The organism is Coleofasciculus sp. D1-CHI-01 (assembly GCF_040218875.1).
Taxonomy (GTDB): domain Bacteria; phylum Cyanobacteriota; class Cyanobacteriia; order Cyanobacteriales; family Coleofasciculaceae; genus Coleofasciculus.
Genome location: NZ_JAVJQP010000027.1, coordinates 64044 through 79102 on the forward strand (window position 1 = coordinate 64044; position 15059 = coordinate 79102).

Below are 15059 nucleotides of genomic sequence, written 5' to 3' on the forward strand. Positions count from 1 at the left end.
CCATTGTACTTAACCTGCCACGTCGGGTTCAATCAAATTCTCAGCGCCCTGAACAACTGTAGCTGACTCAATGATATCGCCGAGTTCTAGCTTGTCCAATACGTCTTTCCCCTCAACAACATAACCAAAGACCGCATAACGCCCATCCATAACATTAAAACCGGGAGGGGTTAACTCACTATTAAACTTGAAGAAAAAGAACTGAGAAGAACCACCATTGGGTTCATCTCCTGGACGCGCCATGGCGACAGCACCGTAAGCGGAGAAAGGCAACACAGGTTCATCTAAATAAATCCCCGCCTGTTCTAAGGTCATACCATAGATGGGTTCCTCATCTCCCCTGACTAACACTTCAAAGGGAATCGCCCGATATTCACCGGTTTTGGGATCGATAAATCCTTCTTCTGGTCCAGGTGGATCACCGGTTTGCACGTAGAAGTCTTCAGTACGGGTAATTGCCAGCTCATCATAAAAACCCCGTTGCACCAAATCCACAAAGTTACCCGCCGTAACCGGGGCGCTATAGCCATCGACAACTAGGGTCATATCCCCTTTATTCGTGGCTATCTCTAGCTTGGCGCGACCTTTGAGTTGAGGTAAGTTACTATACTCTGGGGGGACTTCAAAGGGAAATCCCTTGACCATCATTTGTTCCAGTTCGCCCACTTTGTCAAGGATTTTGCCTCGCTCAATCCAGACGGCTTCTTTATCCTTGGCTTCAACTGCTTCTCGGAGTGAAACGATATCATCTCTCATGGTGGTAATGATCGCTTCAGCTTGCGGTTTTTGCTGCTCTGGGATGTCAGTCAGCACTTTTTCCGGGCGATTGCTCAAAATTACATCCGCTTTAGTGATATCCCGATTAATCGGACTCCAGCGCTTTCCCCGTAACTGAGTGGCAATATCTTCGAGACTTGCTTGCACGTTCCGCACCGCTTGATTCTCAATGGGCAAAGCATACCGCAGTAGGGCTTTGCCATCAGTAATCGCATTCCCTTGCGCCAAGCGACTTTCTCGGGCAGGTGGTTGTTGATCATTACCAAAATTCCACCAGGCACCGCTTAAACTTACGGAGAGTGTCACCAGTAGCAGCGCCACAAAACTGGTTTTGAGCAGACGTTGGCACCAATCGAGCTTGAGAATTTTTAAAGGTCGCATAAACATATCGCCTAAGGCTGAATACCATTAGGTTGAGGCTAACTTACAGGATTGAAACAGATATTCTTCATCTTGCCATACTGGGTGTTCGTGCCAAAACGTCCGAGCGCGAATACCTCCGTTCCGAATCAACTATGGGGATGTTCCTCAATAAGGGTACAATAAAGTGCCAATTGTTATGCCCAAAGTTATGCCGAAGCCGTCAGCCGTCGCGAATTAGGGGTTTGACAAGTCTGATGTGGGCGTTACGTTTAATGCTGACCTCAATGCCAGCTACAATATCTTGCGTACACTATTCCCCAACCCTTGAGGACTAATGATTTCAAGTAACGACTTTCGCACAGGTGTCACGATTGATTTAGAAGGATCGGTGTGGCGGGTGGTGGAGTTTCTCCACGTCAAGCCGGGAAAAGGTTCGGCTTTTGTCCGCACTAAGCTGAAAAATGTTCAGACGGGGAATGTCATGGACAGAACCTTTCGGGCTGGGGAAACAGTACCCCAAGCCATCCTAGAAAAACGCACCATGCAACATACCTATAAAGATGCTGACCAATTTGTCTTCATGGATATGGAAACCTTTGAGGAAAATCGCCTCAATGAAGAGCAAATTGGCGATCGCGTCAAGTATCTCTCTGAAGGGATGGAAGTCAATGTGGTGACGTGGAATGATCAAGTCCTGGAAGTGGAATTACCCAACTCCGTGGTACTCGAAATTGTGGAGACTGATCCGGGTGTCAAAGGTGATACCGCGACAGGTGGCACTAAACCCGCTACGGTGTCTACAGGAGCGCAAGTCATGGTACCGCTGTTTATTTCCGTCGGCGAGCGAATTAAAATCGATACTCGTAACGATTCCTATCTCGGTCGCGAGTAAATGGATCTGAACCAATCAATCAACAGAAGCGAGTTAATTCCAAACACCGCTTTTGCCCAGCTCAAATCGTGATCAATCCTGCCTGAGGTATCATGTAGAACTCGCTCCCTTGAATTTTTCCAGAATTCCTATCTCTCTAATTTAGTTGTGCCATTAGACTTCAACCAAATCCGTGAACTGCTAGCCGCGATCGCTCAAACCGATATTGCGGAAGTGATATTGAAAAGTGATGACTTTGAACTGACGGTACGTAAAGGATTATCCGCCAGTCCTCCTAGCGACTCGACAGTGAGTCGAACCGATGCCGCAGTTGCTTCCGGCATGGAAACGGCTGTGGCTGGAGTGGCTGCTCCGACGCCCCCCACTCCCACACCAGCAACAGCACCGTCTGCTCAAGCGGCAACACCTTCAATTGCACCGTCTCCAGGAGTGGAGTCAAAATGGGAAGAGGTGAAGTCGCCGATGGTTGGCACATTTTATCGCGCACCATCACCAGATGACACCCCTTATGTCGAAGTTGGCGATCAGGTTCGCGTCGGTCAAACTATCTGTATCATTGAAGCGATGAAGTTGATGAATGAACTTGAAGCCGAAATATCCGGACAAGTGATGGAAATTTTGGTCGAAAATGGCGAACCGATTGAATATGGTCAACCGTTGATGCGGATCAATACAGGGTAAATGAGCGATGTAAAGGATTGATGATTACTCTATTGTTATCAATTGACCAAAAATAGGCTAAAATTTGATGATCACCTAATTTCGGGTTAGACCGATGCCAAGAGTAAAAACAGTCCCTCAAGAGGTCGTCCAACAAGTTTCTGAGTATTTTAGTATCTTAAGCGAACCTATGCGCCTACGCCTGCTCAATTTACTCCGCGAAGGTGAAAAATGTGTCCAAGAATTGGTAGAAGCAACAGAGACAAGTCAGGCAAATGTCTCTAAGCACCTGAAAGTGATGCTACAGGCGGGAATACTCAGCCGCCGCACTGAAGGCACATCTGCCTACTATAAGGTAGAAGATGAGCTGATTTTTGACCTATGTAATTTAGTGTGCGATCGCCTCGCTACCCGCATCGAACAACAAGCCCGCCATTTTCGGAACTTTACAGGATAAGCGATGGTGCAGGCTCCCTCGCGATTTATCCGAGGGATGAAACACAACACAACAAAGGAATAGGGCGACTAAAGTTGAAAGTTTGTTTCAAAGTTTTGGCGAGTCATCGGTTGATCGACGATCAACCCTTCACCTCCTAAGACTTCGAGGGGTTTTCCTTCCACCTCAATCCAGACCTGAGCATCCGGATCTAAGCTGGTGGCTGTATAGATAATTTGTCCGAGGCGGCTTTGCATCGAAGTACTGCCACCCCCTGTGGTAAAGTCTTCAGATAGATCTAGATGCACTCCGTCAGATTTGATCGAAAGATTCTGTAACTCAGTTCCTTCGGGAATTGCCGAGGCTACCGCTTGCTGCTCAGGTCCAGACAATAATTGCTGGAATGCCATCTCTAACACTTCAGATGGATTATCAGCATTTTCGACGGTAATGGAACTGGGAACCAATTCAATTTGATTATTGACAGCATCAACCCAATACACTTGAACCTTTTGTTCAGTCGCTGGCGGCGTGTCTTGAGGCGACTGGGAGAGGGTAGGAACTTCGGATTGAGGAGGTGAGGCGGTAATCGTATTCCAAGCCCACCAAGCGCCTCCACCAGCGGCGGCTAACATCGCCACCGAAACACCAGCGACCAAACTTGTGGGAATGCGACGTGTATCTTGTGGATTTTGCATAGTTATTACCTTTCTAATTGTTTAACATTGTGTAGGATTAAGAAAACATCTGATATTGTTTCACTGACCATGTTCCCTCTGTTTCCTTAACAAGGGCGGGTTTAGTTCAGTTATGGCTTATCTCCAAAACGTTATCGCTAGAACCCGCCCCTACAGAACTTGTGGGAAACGTCTGAGGTGAAGGTCTAGTCCGCTTGCGGTACATCAGCTCGAACAAATGCGGCTATCTGTAGATCCTGATTATCTATCTCTAATTGTAAGAGTCTGACCGTAATCCCAGCATCTTCCAAGCTACGGAGATTGGCGCGATCGCTTATTCCCTTGGCGAAGCCTTCAACTAAGCGAGATGGTAGCGCTTGACCATCAACGGTTACTCTTGGTTCAATCAGTTGCAAGTGATGTCCAGCTTCAATCCCCAATCCAGATTCGACAACAATGGCTAGGGATTGACGATTCCCTTCCACCGCATCCACTTGGAAACGCAGGCGATTATTTCCCAGCAACTCTAATCGAGGATTGAGAAACTGGTAACGTTGTGCGGTATCTCTGGAGAGACGACTACCGAGTTGTTGTAATTTTGCAGCAACTCTAGGAGACTGAAGCATCTGGTTGAGATCCGATTCGGTTAAAACCAGACGCACCCCTGCTTGTAACGGTTGACGTAACGAGGCTAAGGGCGACGTTTGACCCTCCTGTCTCAGACGGTTGATATCCAGATTAATCGGATCAGTTTCGACTTCTAGAACATCAATCCGAATGTCTGGCGTCAACCATAACCCTCGACCCGCAATCCGGACTTGTTCGAGTTTTCCTTGCAAAGCTCGGTAGTTCGGCGTATTGTCAATCCGCACATCAAGCTGTTCAACTCTCTCCAATCGAGAACTTAGGACATTTTCCACCACGCGATCGATGATTAAGCCCGGAGGGGAACCCAGCGTGAGTAACGCCGATAGGAGGATGCTCAAAAATTCCATATTTCCGTTGACTTGTTTACATTACTTAATATTTAACCCCGAAATCTTTAAACTTTATTGCAGTTTTATTACAGAGTGAGAGCAGATTGCCATAGGCATGATACCTTCAATGAGGTGTTGACGAAAAGCACAGCCTTAGGAAAGGAGGACATTTTGGATTTGCATTCTGCTCAAACCCCCAACGACTTTCATGAAGATATTAGTGAGTACGTGGCTCAACTCCAGCTACACATGGCGTTACAAGCCCGGAATTTAGTTCCGACTCTCACCAAGGCTGTAGATAGCCGAGAGCAGTTGTTACAGCAAACCCAAGCTACCTTGGAAAAGCTAGCGTCTCGACAGGCGGTTTAGTTGAGTGGTGAGTGTTGACCCTTCGCTTCGCTCAGGTAACCGATTTGGTAGGGGCGGGTTTGACAACTATCGTTTCTGATCTCACCCTAGATGTAACTAAACCCGCCCCGACTGAGTGTTGTTTGACATAAGACAAATAATTAGCGACTCGCCAAAATTAAAGCATCGGCATAGTTTAAAGCCTCTTGCCACACAGCATAGCCGCGTCTGGCGAGATGAATCCCATCAGTGGTTAACTCCCGTTGCATTTGACCCTGATTATTCACAAACAAACGGTGCAGGTTAAGATAGCCTGCACCTTCTTGTTGTGCGATCGCGGCGATGTGTTGATTCAGGTTGCGGATGCGATCGCTGGGAATAGCACTTAATCGTGTGGGTAAAATAGACTGAACGATAATTTGGGCTTGTGGGTGGTTTTGGCGTAAGCGCTGGATGATTTGGCGGGTATTATCGAGAATCACGCGATCGCGAACGCCCTGACGCAAGTCATTCGTGCCAGCCATCACATAGATTGTATCGGGTCGGGTTTGGGAAAAAGCCGAGAGTCGCTCCAGAATTTGGCTAGAGTTTTCCCCAGAAATCCCCTGATTCAGCCAAAATTGACCACTAGGTAGGTTGGCTGTCGGAAACCAAAGACTCAAGGAATCGCCCACTAATATAGACAGACGATTATTCCCCTGTCCCCTCGCCATCGCTTTCGCTTCTTCTGCAAGTAGCTGTTTCCATTGAGTATGAGTGGGTTTAGCCAGTGTCGCTTTACTCCAAACCGACTGGAAACTATCAGCCGGGAGGCGGGTATAGGTTTGACCTCTATTTAATGCGGCTAATCGTTGGTAATAGAGTTGGGTTCCCGATTTAGGGGAAATGTTACGTTGAGAGTTAGTAGTAAGCGCTTTAGCGCTGGTGGCACTAAAGTGCCGACTACTAACCGATGAACTAAACTCAACACCAGGGATTTCCACCCCAGAGATCATCGGTTGAGTGACGACGGAGTGCGAGTGATCAGCAATAGCCGAAGCCAACAAAGCCGACAAATTCTCGAACAGGTTGGGAACCAGTGGCGGTGGTGGGGGTGCAGATACGGGACCTACGGTAAGCAGACTGGCTGCTAGTAAATAGGGATCGCTCATGTCATGGTACATTCCATTACTCTCTCTTTTTCCTTTGACAGGAATTTGCCAGAGTATCAGGAATATATAGGGCTTGCTGAATAAGTATTGTGGTGGGGTGAGGGAGCTGGGGGAGCTGGGGAAGCTGGGGTAGCAGAGGAGGCGGACTGATATCAGTTTTACACCTTTTGATCTCGCAAAAAAGCAATAATGACAGCTTTTCTCAGAGTTGGCTCGATGGAATTGATAAAGCCTATAGCAACGAATAGATTATTCATTGACAATTGTATAGTTTGTAAAGCATTGTTGACTTCTGTTTGATTGTCCTCGATCCATTTTTCCAGAAAAATATGCTCGGTTAACGCTTCGTCAATATCATTCTGGGAAAAAATTTTCTGCAATTTAGATGATTTTCTCAGGGAGTTAATTTTCTTTCCCAAATCCTCTCCAGATGAGTTTACTTGAGGACGGGTGAATAAGGCAGAAAATTTTGGCATGATTGATGTGGTAAGAACGGTTTCACTTAATATATTGACACAGCTTAAAGGTGTTTTGTTGAGAAATATATACGGCAATAAGCGTAAAAAATACTACGTCAATTCTCGTAAGTTTTATCAGGTATTATTTTTTTACAAAAGATATAAATCCCCGAAAAAGATGGCGTAAAAATAAATAAAGTTTGTCCCCCCTAAGCTTTTTTTCAAAATTCATACTTTAGAGTGAAAAACAAAAAGCAGCACTTCGCTATAATGATAGATTGAATAAAAACCTGGAGTGAAATCTACACGATGGCAGCAATGAAATTCAAGGTTCCGAGTATTGCTTGTGATGCTTGCGCTAAAACCATCAGCGAAGGGATTCGTACTCACGAACCTGAAGCGAAAGTCGATGTTGATGTGGCAAATAAGACGGTTAGTGTGGAAACTGAGGCGTCTCACGAGTCAATTAAACAAGTCATTACCTCTGTTGGACATCAGGTGGAATAATATCCAATCTGGCATTATAGAACTCTGTTTTTTATAAATGGTAGAGACGTTGCATGCAACGTCTCTACCCGTCGAATTACCCAGAGATTCCTGATGCTGTTGGTATTTGGGACTTTGAAGGATGTGCTGATTGGCGCGATCGCACTTCCAAATACACCAGCAAAGCATTAATATCCGCCGGATTCACCCCACCAATCCGAGAGGCTTGCCCAATTGTCAGGGGTTGAACCTGGGAGAGTTTCTCGCGAGATTCCTTGGATAAGGTTTCAATGGCATCATAATCCAGATCCGTGGGTAATCGTCGCTGGCTTTGACGGGACACTTGATCAATCTGATTTTGCTGGCGTTGCAGGTATCCAGCATATTTGATATCGATTTCCGCGCCGTCTCGTTCAGCTTGATTGAGACTGGGATTCCCTAATCCGTAGTGATCCAGATTGGTATAGTGGAATTTGGGACGACGTAATAATTCAGCCAGCGTAATCGAACCCTTAATCCGTTGCTGAGTATCCGACGCGATCGCAACGCCTAATTCCTCACGTTCCTTGATCCGTACCGTCTGGAGTCGTTCCTTCTCCGCCGCAATATTGGCTTGTTTTTCAGTATAAAGTTGCCAACGGCGGTCATCAATTAAACCAATCTCTCGTCCCAAAGGAGTCAGACGGCGATCCGCATTATCAGAACGCAGGAGTAAGCGATACTCAGAACGACTGGTTAGCATCCGGTAAGGTTCTCGCAAATCCTTCGTACATAAATCATCAATTAATGTCCCGATATAGCTTTCCTCACGGGGAAACACCAACATCTCTTGATGTCGCACATAGCGTACTGCATTAATTCCGGCGACAATCCCCTGGGCGGCGGCTTCTTCATACCCCGTTGTTCCATTAATTTGTCCAGCGCAGAATAGCCCTTCTATTTTTTTGGTCATCAACGTGGGGAAACACTGAGTTGCGGGGAGATAATCATACTCCACCGCATAAGCTGGGCGTAGCATGGTACAGTGTTCTAATCCCGGGAGCGATCGCAACATTTGCAACTGTAGCTTCTCTGGTAATCCTGTCGAGAATCCCTGGATATAAAGTTCGGGAATGTCTCGCCCTTCCGGTTCAATAAATATCTGATGGCTTTGCTTATCGGCAAACCGGACAATTTTATCTTCAATACTGGGACAATAACGGGGTCCCTTTGCATCCACCCAACCCCCATAAACTGGAGACAGATGCAGATTATCCCGAATCAACTGATGCGTTTCTGCCGTGGTACGAGTAATATAACAATTCATCTGTTCCCGTTCCACCCACACCTCTGGGTCAAAACTGAACCAAGACACCACCTCATCCCCAGGTTGAGGTTCCATCTTAGTGTAATCGACAGATCGCTTATCCACCCGCGCCGGAGTTCCCGTCTTCAGTCGTCCGGTTTCAAACCCCAGTCGGTTCAGGGTTTCCGTCAATCCCACCGCTGCAAATTCCCCCGCGCGTCCAGCGGACATTGATTTATTCCCCACCCAGATACATCCACCCAGGAACGTTCCCGTGGTTAATACGACTGCAGGGGCGGCAAATGCTACACCAAAATAAGTCTCAACACCGATAACCTCATCGTTCGCCCCCAGGACTAAATCCGTCACCATCCCTTCCCGGATAAGCAAATTCTCCTGGTTCTCAACAATCCGTTTCATCACCGCCGCGTATTCCCGCTTATCGGTTTGCGCCCGTAACGCCCAAACCGCAGGTCCCCGCGACTGATTCAGTACCCGCTTTTGGAGATAAGTCCGGTCTGCCATTTTACCAATTTCTCCCCCCAAGGCGTCTACCTCGTGGGCAAGTTGGGATTTAGCTGGCGCACCCACAGCCGGATTACAGGGTTGCCAAGCTATTTTATCTAAGTTCAGCGTAAGCAGGAGGGTGCGACATCCCAGACGGGCGGCGGCGAGTGCGGCTTCGCAGCCAGAATGTCCAGCACCGACAACAATGACATCAAAAGCGTCTTGGAAATCTACAGGGGAATGTGTGGTCATGATTAGCGTTTGAGTGACAAGGACTCATGGTTCATTCTACCGAATTCCCTGGTAGAGACGCGCCATGGCGCGTCTTGACATTGATATCGGGGCAGATTTTACCATTGTCGTTATTCAATGTAGGGGCGCAAAACTTGCGCCCTTAAAGAAAGATGATGGATGTAATTCTAATTCATCAAATAAGCCCGTAGGGTGGGCATTGCCCACCAGCCTTAATTCAGGTAAGCGAACCTTATCCAGCAGCTAATAGCACTCCCACAATCGAACCTAAAGCATTTGCCCCTGCATCTCTTTTCGTATCGTTCTGGTAATAAAAATCAGTCAAATTGGATTACAATAAATCAATTTAAATCAGGGCAAGGATCAGAATTGAGGAGTGACTAAGATGAGCGAATATGATTCGCCATGGAAGGAAAGCATTTCGCTATATTTTCGGGAGTTTTTGAGTTTCTTCTATCCACGCATAGAAGAGGACATTGATTGGGAACGAGGATTTGAATTTTTAGACACTGAGTTACAACAAATCAAGCGAGAGACAGAAACGGGGAGGAGAGATGCGGATAAGTTGGTGAAAGTCTGGCGTCGTAGCGGGGAGGAGGAATGGGTTCTTGTCCATGTAGAGGTACAATCACAGCGTCAAAGTGAGTTTAGTGAGCGGATGTACCTGTATCACAGCCGGATTTTCGATAGGTATCGTCGCAGTGTGGTGAGTTTGGGAATACTCGGCGATGAGCAACCGGGTTGGCGCCCCAGTCGGTATGAGCGTGAATTGTGGGGGTGTCGGGCAATACTGGAATTTCCGGTGGTGAAACTGCTAGATTACAGTATGGAAGAGCTTGCTCGAAGTCAAAACCCATTAGCGGCGATAGTACAGGCTCACCTTTCTGCTCAAGTTGCAGGGAAAGATGTTGGGGTGGGATATGAAAGCAAGCTGTCTTTGATTAAGAGTTTATATGAGCGGGGGTATGGGCGAGAGGATATCGTTCAATTATTTCGATTAATCGATTGGTTTATTGCTCTACCAAAGAGAGAAGAGGAGCGATTGTGGCAAGAGATACAAACGTTAGAGGAGGAGAGGAAAATGCCTTATATTACCAGCGTTGAACGAATCGGAATCAGGAAGGGCTTGGAGCAAGGGTTACAGCAAGGGTTACAACAAGGACAACAAAGATCTATTATTTGTATACTTGAAGTTCAGTTTCAAGATATTCCGTTAAAATTGAGGGAACTAATTGGGAGGATAAAGGATTCTGAGGTACTAGGTACTCTTCTGGTTCAGGCGGTAACAACTCAATCATTAGAGGTATTTGAATCTGTGGCGAATCAATTGATTACAGAGGCGGGATTGGAATTGGAGAACACAGAATCGAGTGCGGGTGAAGAGGCGAATGATACGTAAACAAATATTCAGCATTTTATCTTCTGAATTCCAAATTTTAATATTACTATCAGATTAAGCAATTTTAGGTTTTCGCTTTCTCAAATCAAGCGACTGATTGAGCTAATGCAAAGAGCCGGAATGTCTGCTAATGATCTCCCTGATGACGTGGATTTGGTGGGCAATGCCCACCCTACGGGATATCATCGGTTTCGGCGTTTTTTCTATACAAAATTTCAGTGCTATTCTGGCAATAAAAATCAGTCAAATTGGATTACAATAAATTAACTTAAATCAGGGCAAGGATGAGAATTGAGGAGTGGCTAAGATGAGCGAATATGATTCGCCATGGAAAGAAAGCATTTCGCTATATTTTCGGGAGTTTTTGAGTTTCTTCTATCCACGCATAGAAGAGGATATCGATTGGGAACGAGGATTTGAATTTTTAGACACTGAGTTACAACAAATCAAGCGAGAGACAGAAACGGGTAGGAGAGATGCGGATAAGTTGGTGAAAGTCTGGCGTCGTAGTGGGGAGGAGCAATGGGTTCTTGTCCATGTAGAGGTGCAATCACAGCGTCAAAGTGAGTTTAGTGAGCGGATGTACTTGTATCACAGCCGAATTTTCGATAGGTATCGTCGCAGTGTGGTGAGTTTAGGAATACTCGGCGATGAGCAACCGAGTTGGCGCCCCAGTCGGTATGAACGTGAATTGTGGGGGTGTCGGGCAATACTGGAATTTCCGGTGGTGAAACTGCTAGATTACAGTATGGAAAGAGATACAAACCTTAGAAGAGGAGAGAAAAATGCCTTATATTACCAGTGTTGAACGAATCGGAATCAGGAAGGGACAACAAGGAGCAATTATTCGTATTCTTGAGGTTCGGTTTGAAAATATTCCGCAGGGATTGAGGGAACTAATTGGAAAAATCGAGGCTCTTGAGGTGCTAGAAACTCTTCTGGTTCAGGCGGTGACAACTCAATCCTTAGACACATTTGAATCTGTGGTGAATCAATTGGTTACAGAGGCGGGATTGGAATTGGAGAACACAGAGCCGAGTTCGGGTGAAGAGGTGAATGAGACGTAAACAAAGAGTTAGTTGTTGAGCATAAGCCTTAATTCTTGCCTTCCGTGGATTTGGAGATTGGGCTTCTTCTTCCAAGGCGAGAAACCTGGGTCGGGGCGGGTTTAGTCACATCTGGGTGCAAAGGAAAAGATAGTAGTGAAACCCGCCCCTACACACTGGAAACTCAAAACAGTCTATCAAAGATGACACAGATTTATATCACTTTGCTTTCGGGAATTGCTCGAAAAAAACAGTAAAAATCCACGACTAAAACCGTCGCGGATTTTGTCACTGAGGCTCTCTTCTAGTCCTGCCGAAGCAAGGCTTTTCGTTATCCCAAATTCCAAGGGTTAGGAGGACTTAAAAAACGTTATTCGCTGGCGCTACCCGTAATAATTTTGGGATACAATCATCTTGGGTTAACGACAGGTGGATGAGGCGTAAACGTTAGCTTGCAGCCAGTGCTGTCAGAATTAGGATATTGACGAATAGAATAGCGCACGCCCCTTGAAAAGCATAGCGACGCTGTTGCTCACTATTGGGATATTCAGCATAATATACAGGGGTTTCGATCGCGTAGTTGTTCAGTTGTCCATCTTGGTTGATTGTGGTGTACATCTGAATCTCTCTCCTCTGTTTTGTTTGTTCTCTCTGTTGTTTATAACTTTAACGAAGGTCTTTACAGAAATGCAATAGATATGCTATCGGATCTTGTTCTGTTTTTTATAAGCTCAGCTTATCAAGATTTAGTTGTAATATATACTTAGGTAATAATACTGACTTAACTCCATCACAGACAGTTTTTCCCTAGAACTTCTCCATTGCCATTAATCAAAAGACTAAACTTTGCGTCTGCTAAGATCGATTAGCCAGAGTTAGATTCACCGTTCTACTGTAAAGATGGACAACCTACTGAATAGGCTTCGCCGCGTGAAACGAAATATGGGTTACCGTGTCGAAGATGCCATGAGACACTTATCCAACAACGTGAGTCCGTCAGAAATAGTTAATCAAAAGGAAATTAGAGTAGTTGGATTAAAACGGAGTGGAAATCATGCCATTATCAACTGGATCAGAAAACACCACCACGGTGAAGTATGGCATTTGAATAAGATTCCAGTAAAACGGAATCCATACCGTTTCTTGTATGAACATTATCCCAAAGAAAAATTAAAGCAGGAAGCCAAAGGTAATTTTACCCAAAAAGACTGCTTAATCTATAGCTATGAAGATCATGCGCTTGAGCAAATCACTGACAATGAGTTTGAAAGAAAAAGTGAACAGTACTTGGGTAAAAGTGCAATCCAATATGACGTACTTATCTTGAGAGATCCCTTCAATCTGCTAGCAAGCCGATTTAAAAAGGGATATATCAAGGTTAAATGTCCTGATAGAACATTAGTTGAACTGTGGATATCATACGCTCAAGAATACTTGGCAGAAACGCACTTATTGACAAACAATAAAATTGTAGTTAATTATAATCAGTGGTTTATCGATGTGGGCTATCGCCAGCAATTAGCAGATCAACTTAATGTAAAATTTTTTGATACAGGTTTTAATGATGTAAAAGGTCAAGGTGGTGGAAGTTCTTTCGACGGAATTATATTTCGGGGGAAAGCGGCTGAAATGGATGTTCTCAACCGATGGAAAGTTTTTGCAGATGATCCCCAATATCAAAAACTCATTAATCATGCAGAACTTCGAGACTATTCAGAACGAATTTTTGGTCATATTCCCGGAACTGAACGCTATTTTTGAGAGATTTCCTTATGAGCATTTTACTGGACAGGTGTTCTAAAGTTACCTACGCCGAAAATTTATGCAAACCCTTATCCATCAAGGGTTTAAGCGGCTTTTTATCTAGTCAGGGAGTAAAGATTAACTCAAACTTTACGAATACCTTGCCAAAGTTTAACCCTTTCACCCCGATAAAGGGAGTAAGAAACCATTGGTTGGGGTAAATTTAGTAACATCTGGGTTAAAAAGAAACGATATAGCGCTACGCGCTAGGCTTTCTTGCAATAGGCAATGGGCTTTCTTTGAAGAAAAACACTGACTCATCAAGGGATTGACCCTTCGACTTACCTCGACTTCGCTCGGTACAAGTCGCTCAGGGTCAAAACGATTTAAATTTTTCTTCTTTTGTCCTAACGTGTGTGCGTAGTACTACAAAGTGAAACTCGCCCCTAGATATCGGTCAGGGCGGGTTTTGAATAAACGTTATCACCAATAGCTTGCACAAAATTCCCTAAACCCGCCCCTACAAAGTGAAACTCGCCCCTAGATATCGGTCAGGGCGGGTTTTGAATAAACGTTATTACCAATAGCTTGCACAAAATTCCCTAAACCCGCCCCTACAAAGCCGGTTTCACTATTCAGCGCGTTAGCTCAAAATATCTGTAACTATTCAACCCAATGTCTGAGCAATTCCCGAATATAAGGAAGAGTAATCTTCATCTGCTAACCCAGCGTCTTTCGCCTTTTCGACAACTTGGCGTACACCTGCCAAACTACTCGCCTCTAACCCTTCTGCTTTTGCCTCACTAAGAAATAAATTAATATCTTTGAGTAAATGTTTCAGAGGAAAGTTGGGATCAGCAAAATTACTGTCTTGCATCCGATTTAACTTCTTATCAAACGTCGGTGCATACAGCGCACTGTCTCGCAGCAGTTCCATAAACTTGTCTACATCCACCCCCTGACGCTTTACAAATCCCAAACTAAGGGCAAACCCGGCGGTTAAGGCGGCAATTAATTGATTTAAGGCTAACTTGGTGGCGGCGGCGGTTCCCACGGGACCCATTAATAGGGGTTCTCCAAAATTTTTGAGTAACTCTTGCCATTTTTGAAACTGATCTTCAGATGCCCCTACCATGACTTGTAGCTTACCATCTTTGACTTGCGGAATACTCCCCAATACAGGTGCTTCTAGATACTCACCCCCGACGGCTACGATTTGATTTTGAATATCTTGGCTTTGTCTAGGGGAAATGGTTCCCATTTGAATCACGGTGCATCCTTTTAATACCTCTTGGCAACTATCGGATAGTGCCACCTGTCGAATTGCATCAGCATCTGCCAACATTAAAATAACGCAATCGGCAGCCGCGATCGCATCCGCCGCCGAATCAGTCGTTTCGGCACCTGAATCCTTTAGAGATTCTAGCTTAGACGAGGTGCGATTGTACGCCACGACTGGTATTTCCGCATCCAGTAACCGTTGCGCCATGGGTTGTCCCATTAATCCTGTACCGAGAAATCCTACCTTAACCATGTATTTGTCTTTAGGTTGACGACATCAAAATACTCCCCTGCAATCTTGCACCCATTTCTTAATTCTGA

At 45.4% G+C, this 15059-nt stretch carries 17 protein-coding genes; 9 read left to right on the plus strand and 8 right to left on the minus strand.

Features of this window, described 5'->3' with window-relative positions; all coding sequences use genetic code 11:
- Positions 1 to 9 precede the first annotated feature (9 nt).
- Entirely contained in the window at positions 10 to 1158 is a 1149-nt protein-coding gene (locus RIB93_RS05020) for a peptidylprolyl isomerase (RefSeq protein WP_446370876.1), read from the minus strand.
- Positions 1159 to 1474: 316 nt separating this feature from the next.
- Between RIB93_RS05020 and efp the strand changes: the two genes are divergently transcribed.
- The 3 genes from efp (at position 1475) to RIB93_RS05035 (ending at position 3149) form a co-directional block, all read left to right on the plus strand.
- Positions 1475 to 2032 (plus strand): elongation factor P, encoded by a 558-nt coding sequence (efp, locus tag RIB93_RS05025; RefSeq protein WP_006103982.1) that lies wholly within the window; start codon positions 1475 to 1477, stop codon positions 2030 to 2032.
- Between the two features lie 147 nt (positions 2033 to 2179).
- Positions 2180 to 2713 carry an acetyl-CoA carboxylase biotin carboxyl carrier protein gene (gene accB / locus RIB93_RS05030; RefSeq protein ID WP_446370878.1) on the plus strand — a complete coding sequence of 178 codons (534 nt, stop codon included), beginning with the start codon at positions 2180 to 2182 and terminating at the stop codon, positions 2711 to 2713.
- Positions 2714 to 2807: 94 nt separating this feature from the next.
- Entirely contained in the window at positions 2808 to 3149 is a 342-nt protein-coding gene (locus RIB93_RS05035; protein WP_446370880.1) for an ArsR/SmtB family transcription factor, read from the plus strand.
- A gap of 68 nt (positions 3150 to 3217) precedes the next feature.
- On the opposite strand, the gene RIB93_RS05040 is transcribed toward RIB93_RS05035, so the two are convergent.
- Together RIB93_RS05040 and RIB93_RS05045 are read right to left on the minus strand one after the other, a co-directional pair.
- On the minus strand, positions 3218 to 3826 hold the full coding sequence (locus RIB93_RS05040) for a GerMN domain-containing protein (RefSeq protein ID WP_446370882.1): 609 nt from the start codon (positions 3824 to 3826) through the stop codon (positions 3218 to 3220).
- A gap of 185 nt (positions 3827 to 4011) precedes the next feature.
- The gene (locus tag RIB93_RS05045) at positions 4012 to 4800 is read right to left on the minus strand and encodes an LmeA family phospholipid-binding protein (RefSeq protein WP_446370884.1); all 789 of its coding nucleotides are present in this window, start codon (positions 4798 to 4800) and stop codon (positions 4012 to 4014) included.
- Positions 4801 to 4953: 153 nt separating this feature from the next.
- Between RIB93_RS05045 and RIB93_RS05050 the strand changes: the two genes are divergently transcribed.
- A complete protein-coding gene (locus RIB93_RS05050) occupies positions 4954 to 5151 on the plus strand; it encodes a hypothetical protein (protein ID WP_446370886.1) in 198 nt (65 codons plus the stop codon).
- Positions 5152 to 5291: 140 nt separating this feature from the next.
- Here the strand turns inward: RIB93_RS05050 and RIB93_RS05055 are convergent, their stop codons facing one another.
- Both RIB93_RS05055 and RIB93_RS05060 read right to left on the minus strand, forming a co-directional pair.
- Positions 5292 to 6293, minus strand: coding sequence for a GDSL-type esterase/lipase family protein (locus tag RIB93_RS05055; protein ID WP_446370888.1), 1002 nt, complete (start codon positions 6291 to 6293; stop codon positions 5292 to 5294).
- A 146-nt stretch (positions 6294 to 6439) separates the two neighbouring features.
- The gene (locus RIB93_RS05060; protein ID WP_446370890.1) at positions 6440 to 6757 is read right to left on the minus strand and encodes a hypothetical protein; all 318 of its coding nucleotides are present in this window, start codon (positions 6755 to 6757) and stop codon (positions 6440 to 6442) included.
- Positions 6758 to 7057: 300 nt separating this feature from the next.
- Between RIB93_RS05060 and RIB93_RS05065 the strand changes: the two genes are divergently transcribed.
- Entirely contained in the window at positions 7058 to 7246 is a 189-nt protein-coding gene (locus tag RIB93_RS05065; protein WP_446370966.1) for a heavy-metal-associated domain-containing protein, read from the plus strand.
- 76 nt (positions 7247 to 7322) lie between these two features.
- Here RIB93_RS05065 and mnmG read toward each other — a convergent pair whose 3' ends face one another.
- On the minus strand, positions 7323 to 9269 hold the full coding sequence (mnmG, locus tag RIB93_RS05070) for a tRNA uridine-5-carboxymethylaminomethyl(34) synthesis enzyme MnmG (protein WP_446370892.1): 1947 nt from the start codon (positions 9267 to 9269) through the stop codon (positions 7323 to 7325).
- A 385-nt stretch (positions 9270 to 9654) separates the two neighbouring features.
- Between mnmG and RIB93_RS05075 the strand changes: the two genes are divergently transcribed.
- The 3 genes from RIB93_RS05075 to RIB93_RS05085 all read left to right on the plus strand — a co-directional run bounded on the left by RIB93_RS05075 (position 9655) and on the right by RIB93_RS05085 (position 11735).
- Positions 9655 to 10668 carry a transposase gene (locus tag RIB93_RS05075; protein ID WP_446370894.1) on the plus strand — a complete coding sequence of 338 codons (1014 nt, stop codon included), beginning with the start codon at positions 9655 to 9657 and terminating at the stop codon, positions 10666 to 10668.
- A 298-nt stretch (positions 10669 to 10966) separates the two neighbouring features.
- Complete coding sequence (locus RIB93_RS05080; protein WP_446370896.1) at positions 10967 to 11476, plus strand: hypothetical protein; 510 nt, start codon at positions 10967 to 10969, stop codon at positions 11474 to 11476.
- Positions 11454 to 11735 carry a hypothetical protein gene (locus RIB93_RS05085; RefSeq protein ID WP_446370898.1) on the plus strand — a complete coding sequence of 94 codons (282 nt, stop codon included), beginning with the start codon at positions 11454 to 11456 and terminating at the stop codon, positions 11733 to 11735. Before RIB93_RS05080 ends, RIB93_RS05085 begins: the two co-directional genes overlap by 23 nt.
- A 426-nt stretch (positions 11736 to 12161) precedes the next feature.
- Here the strand turns inward: RIB93_RS05085 and psb34 are convergent, their stop codons facing one another.
- Positions 12162 to 12332, minus strand: coding sequence for a photosystem II assembly protein Psb34 (gene psb34 / locus RIB93_RS05090; protein WP_446370900.1), 171 nt, complete (start codon positions 12330 to 12332; stop codon positions 12162 to 12164).
- A 324-nt stretch (positions 12333 to 12656) separates the two neighbouring features.
- Between psb34 and RIB93_RS05095 the strand changes: the two genes are divergently transcribed.
- Complete coding sequence (locus RIB93_RS05095) at positions 12657 to 13475, plus strand: hypothetical protein (RefSeq protein WP_446370902.1); 819 nt, start codon at positions 12657 to 12659, stop codon at positions 13473 to 13475.
- A gap of 649 nt (positions 13476 to 14124) precedes the next feature.
- Here RIB93_RS05095 and RIB93_RS05100 read toward each other — a convergent pair.
- On the minus strand, positions 14125 to 14991 hold the full coding sequence (locus RIB93_RS05100; RefSeq protein WP_446370904.1) for an NAD(P)-dependent oxidoreductase: 867 nt from the start codon (positions 14989 to 14991) through the stop codon (positions 14125 to 14127).
- Between the last annotated feature and the right edge of the window lie 68 nt (positions 14992 to 15059).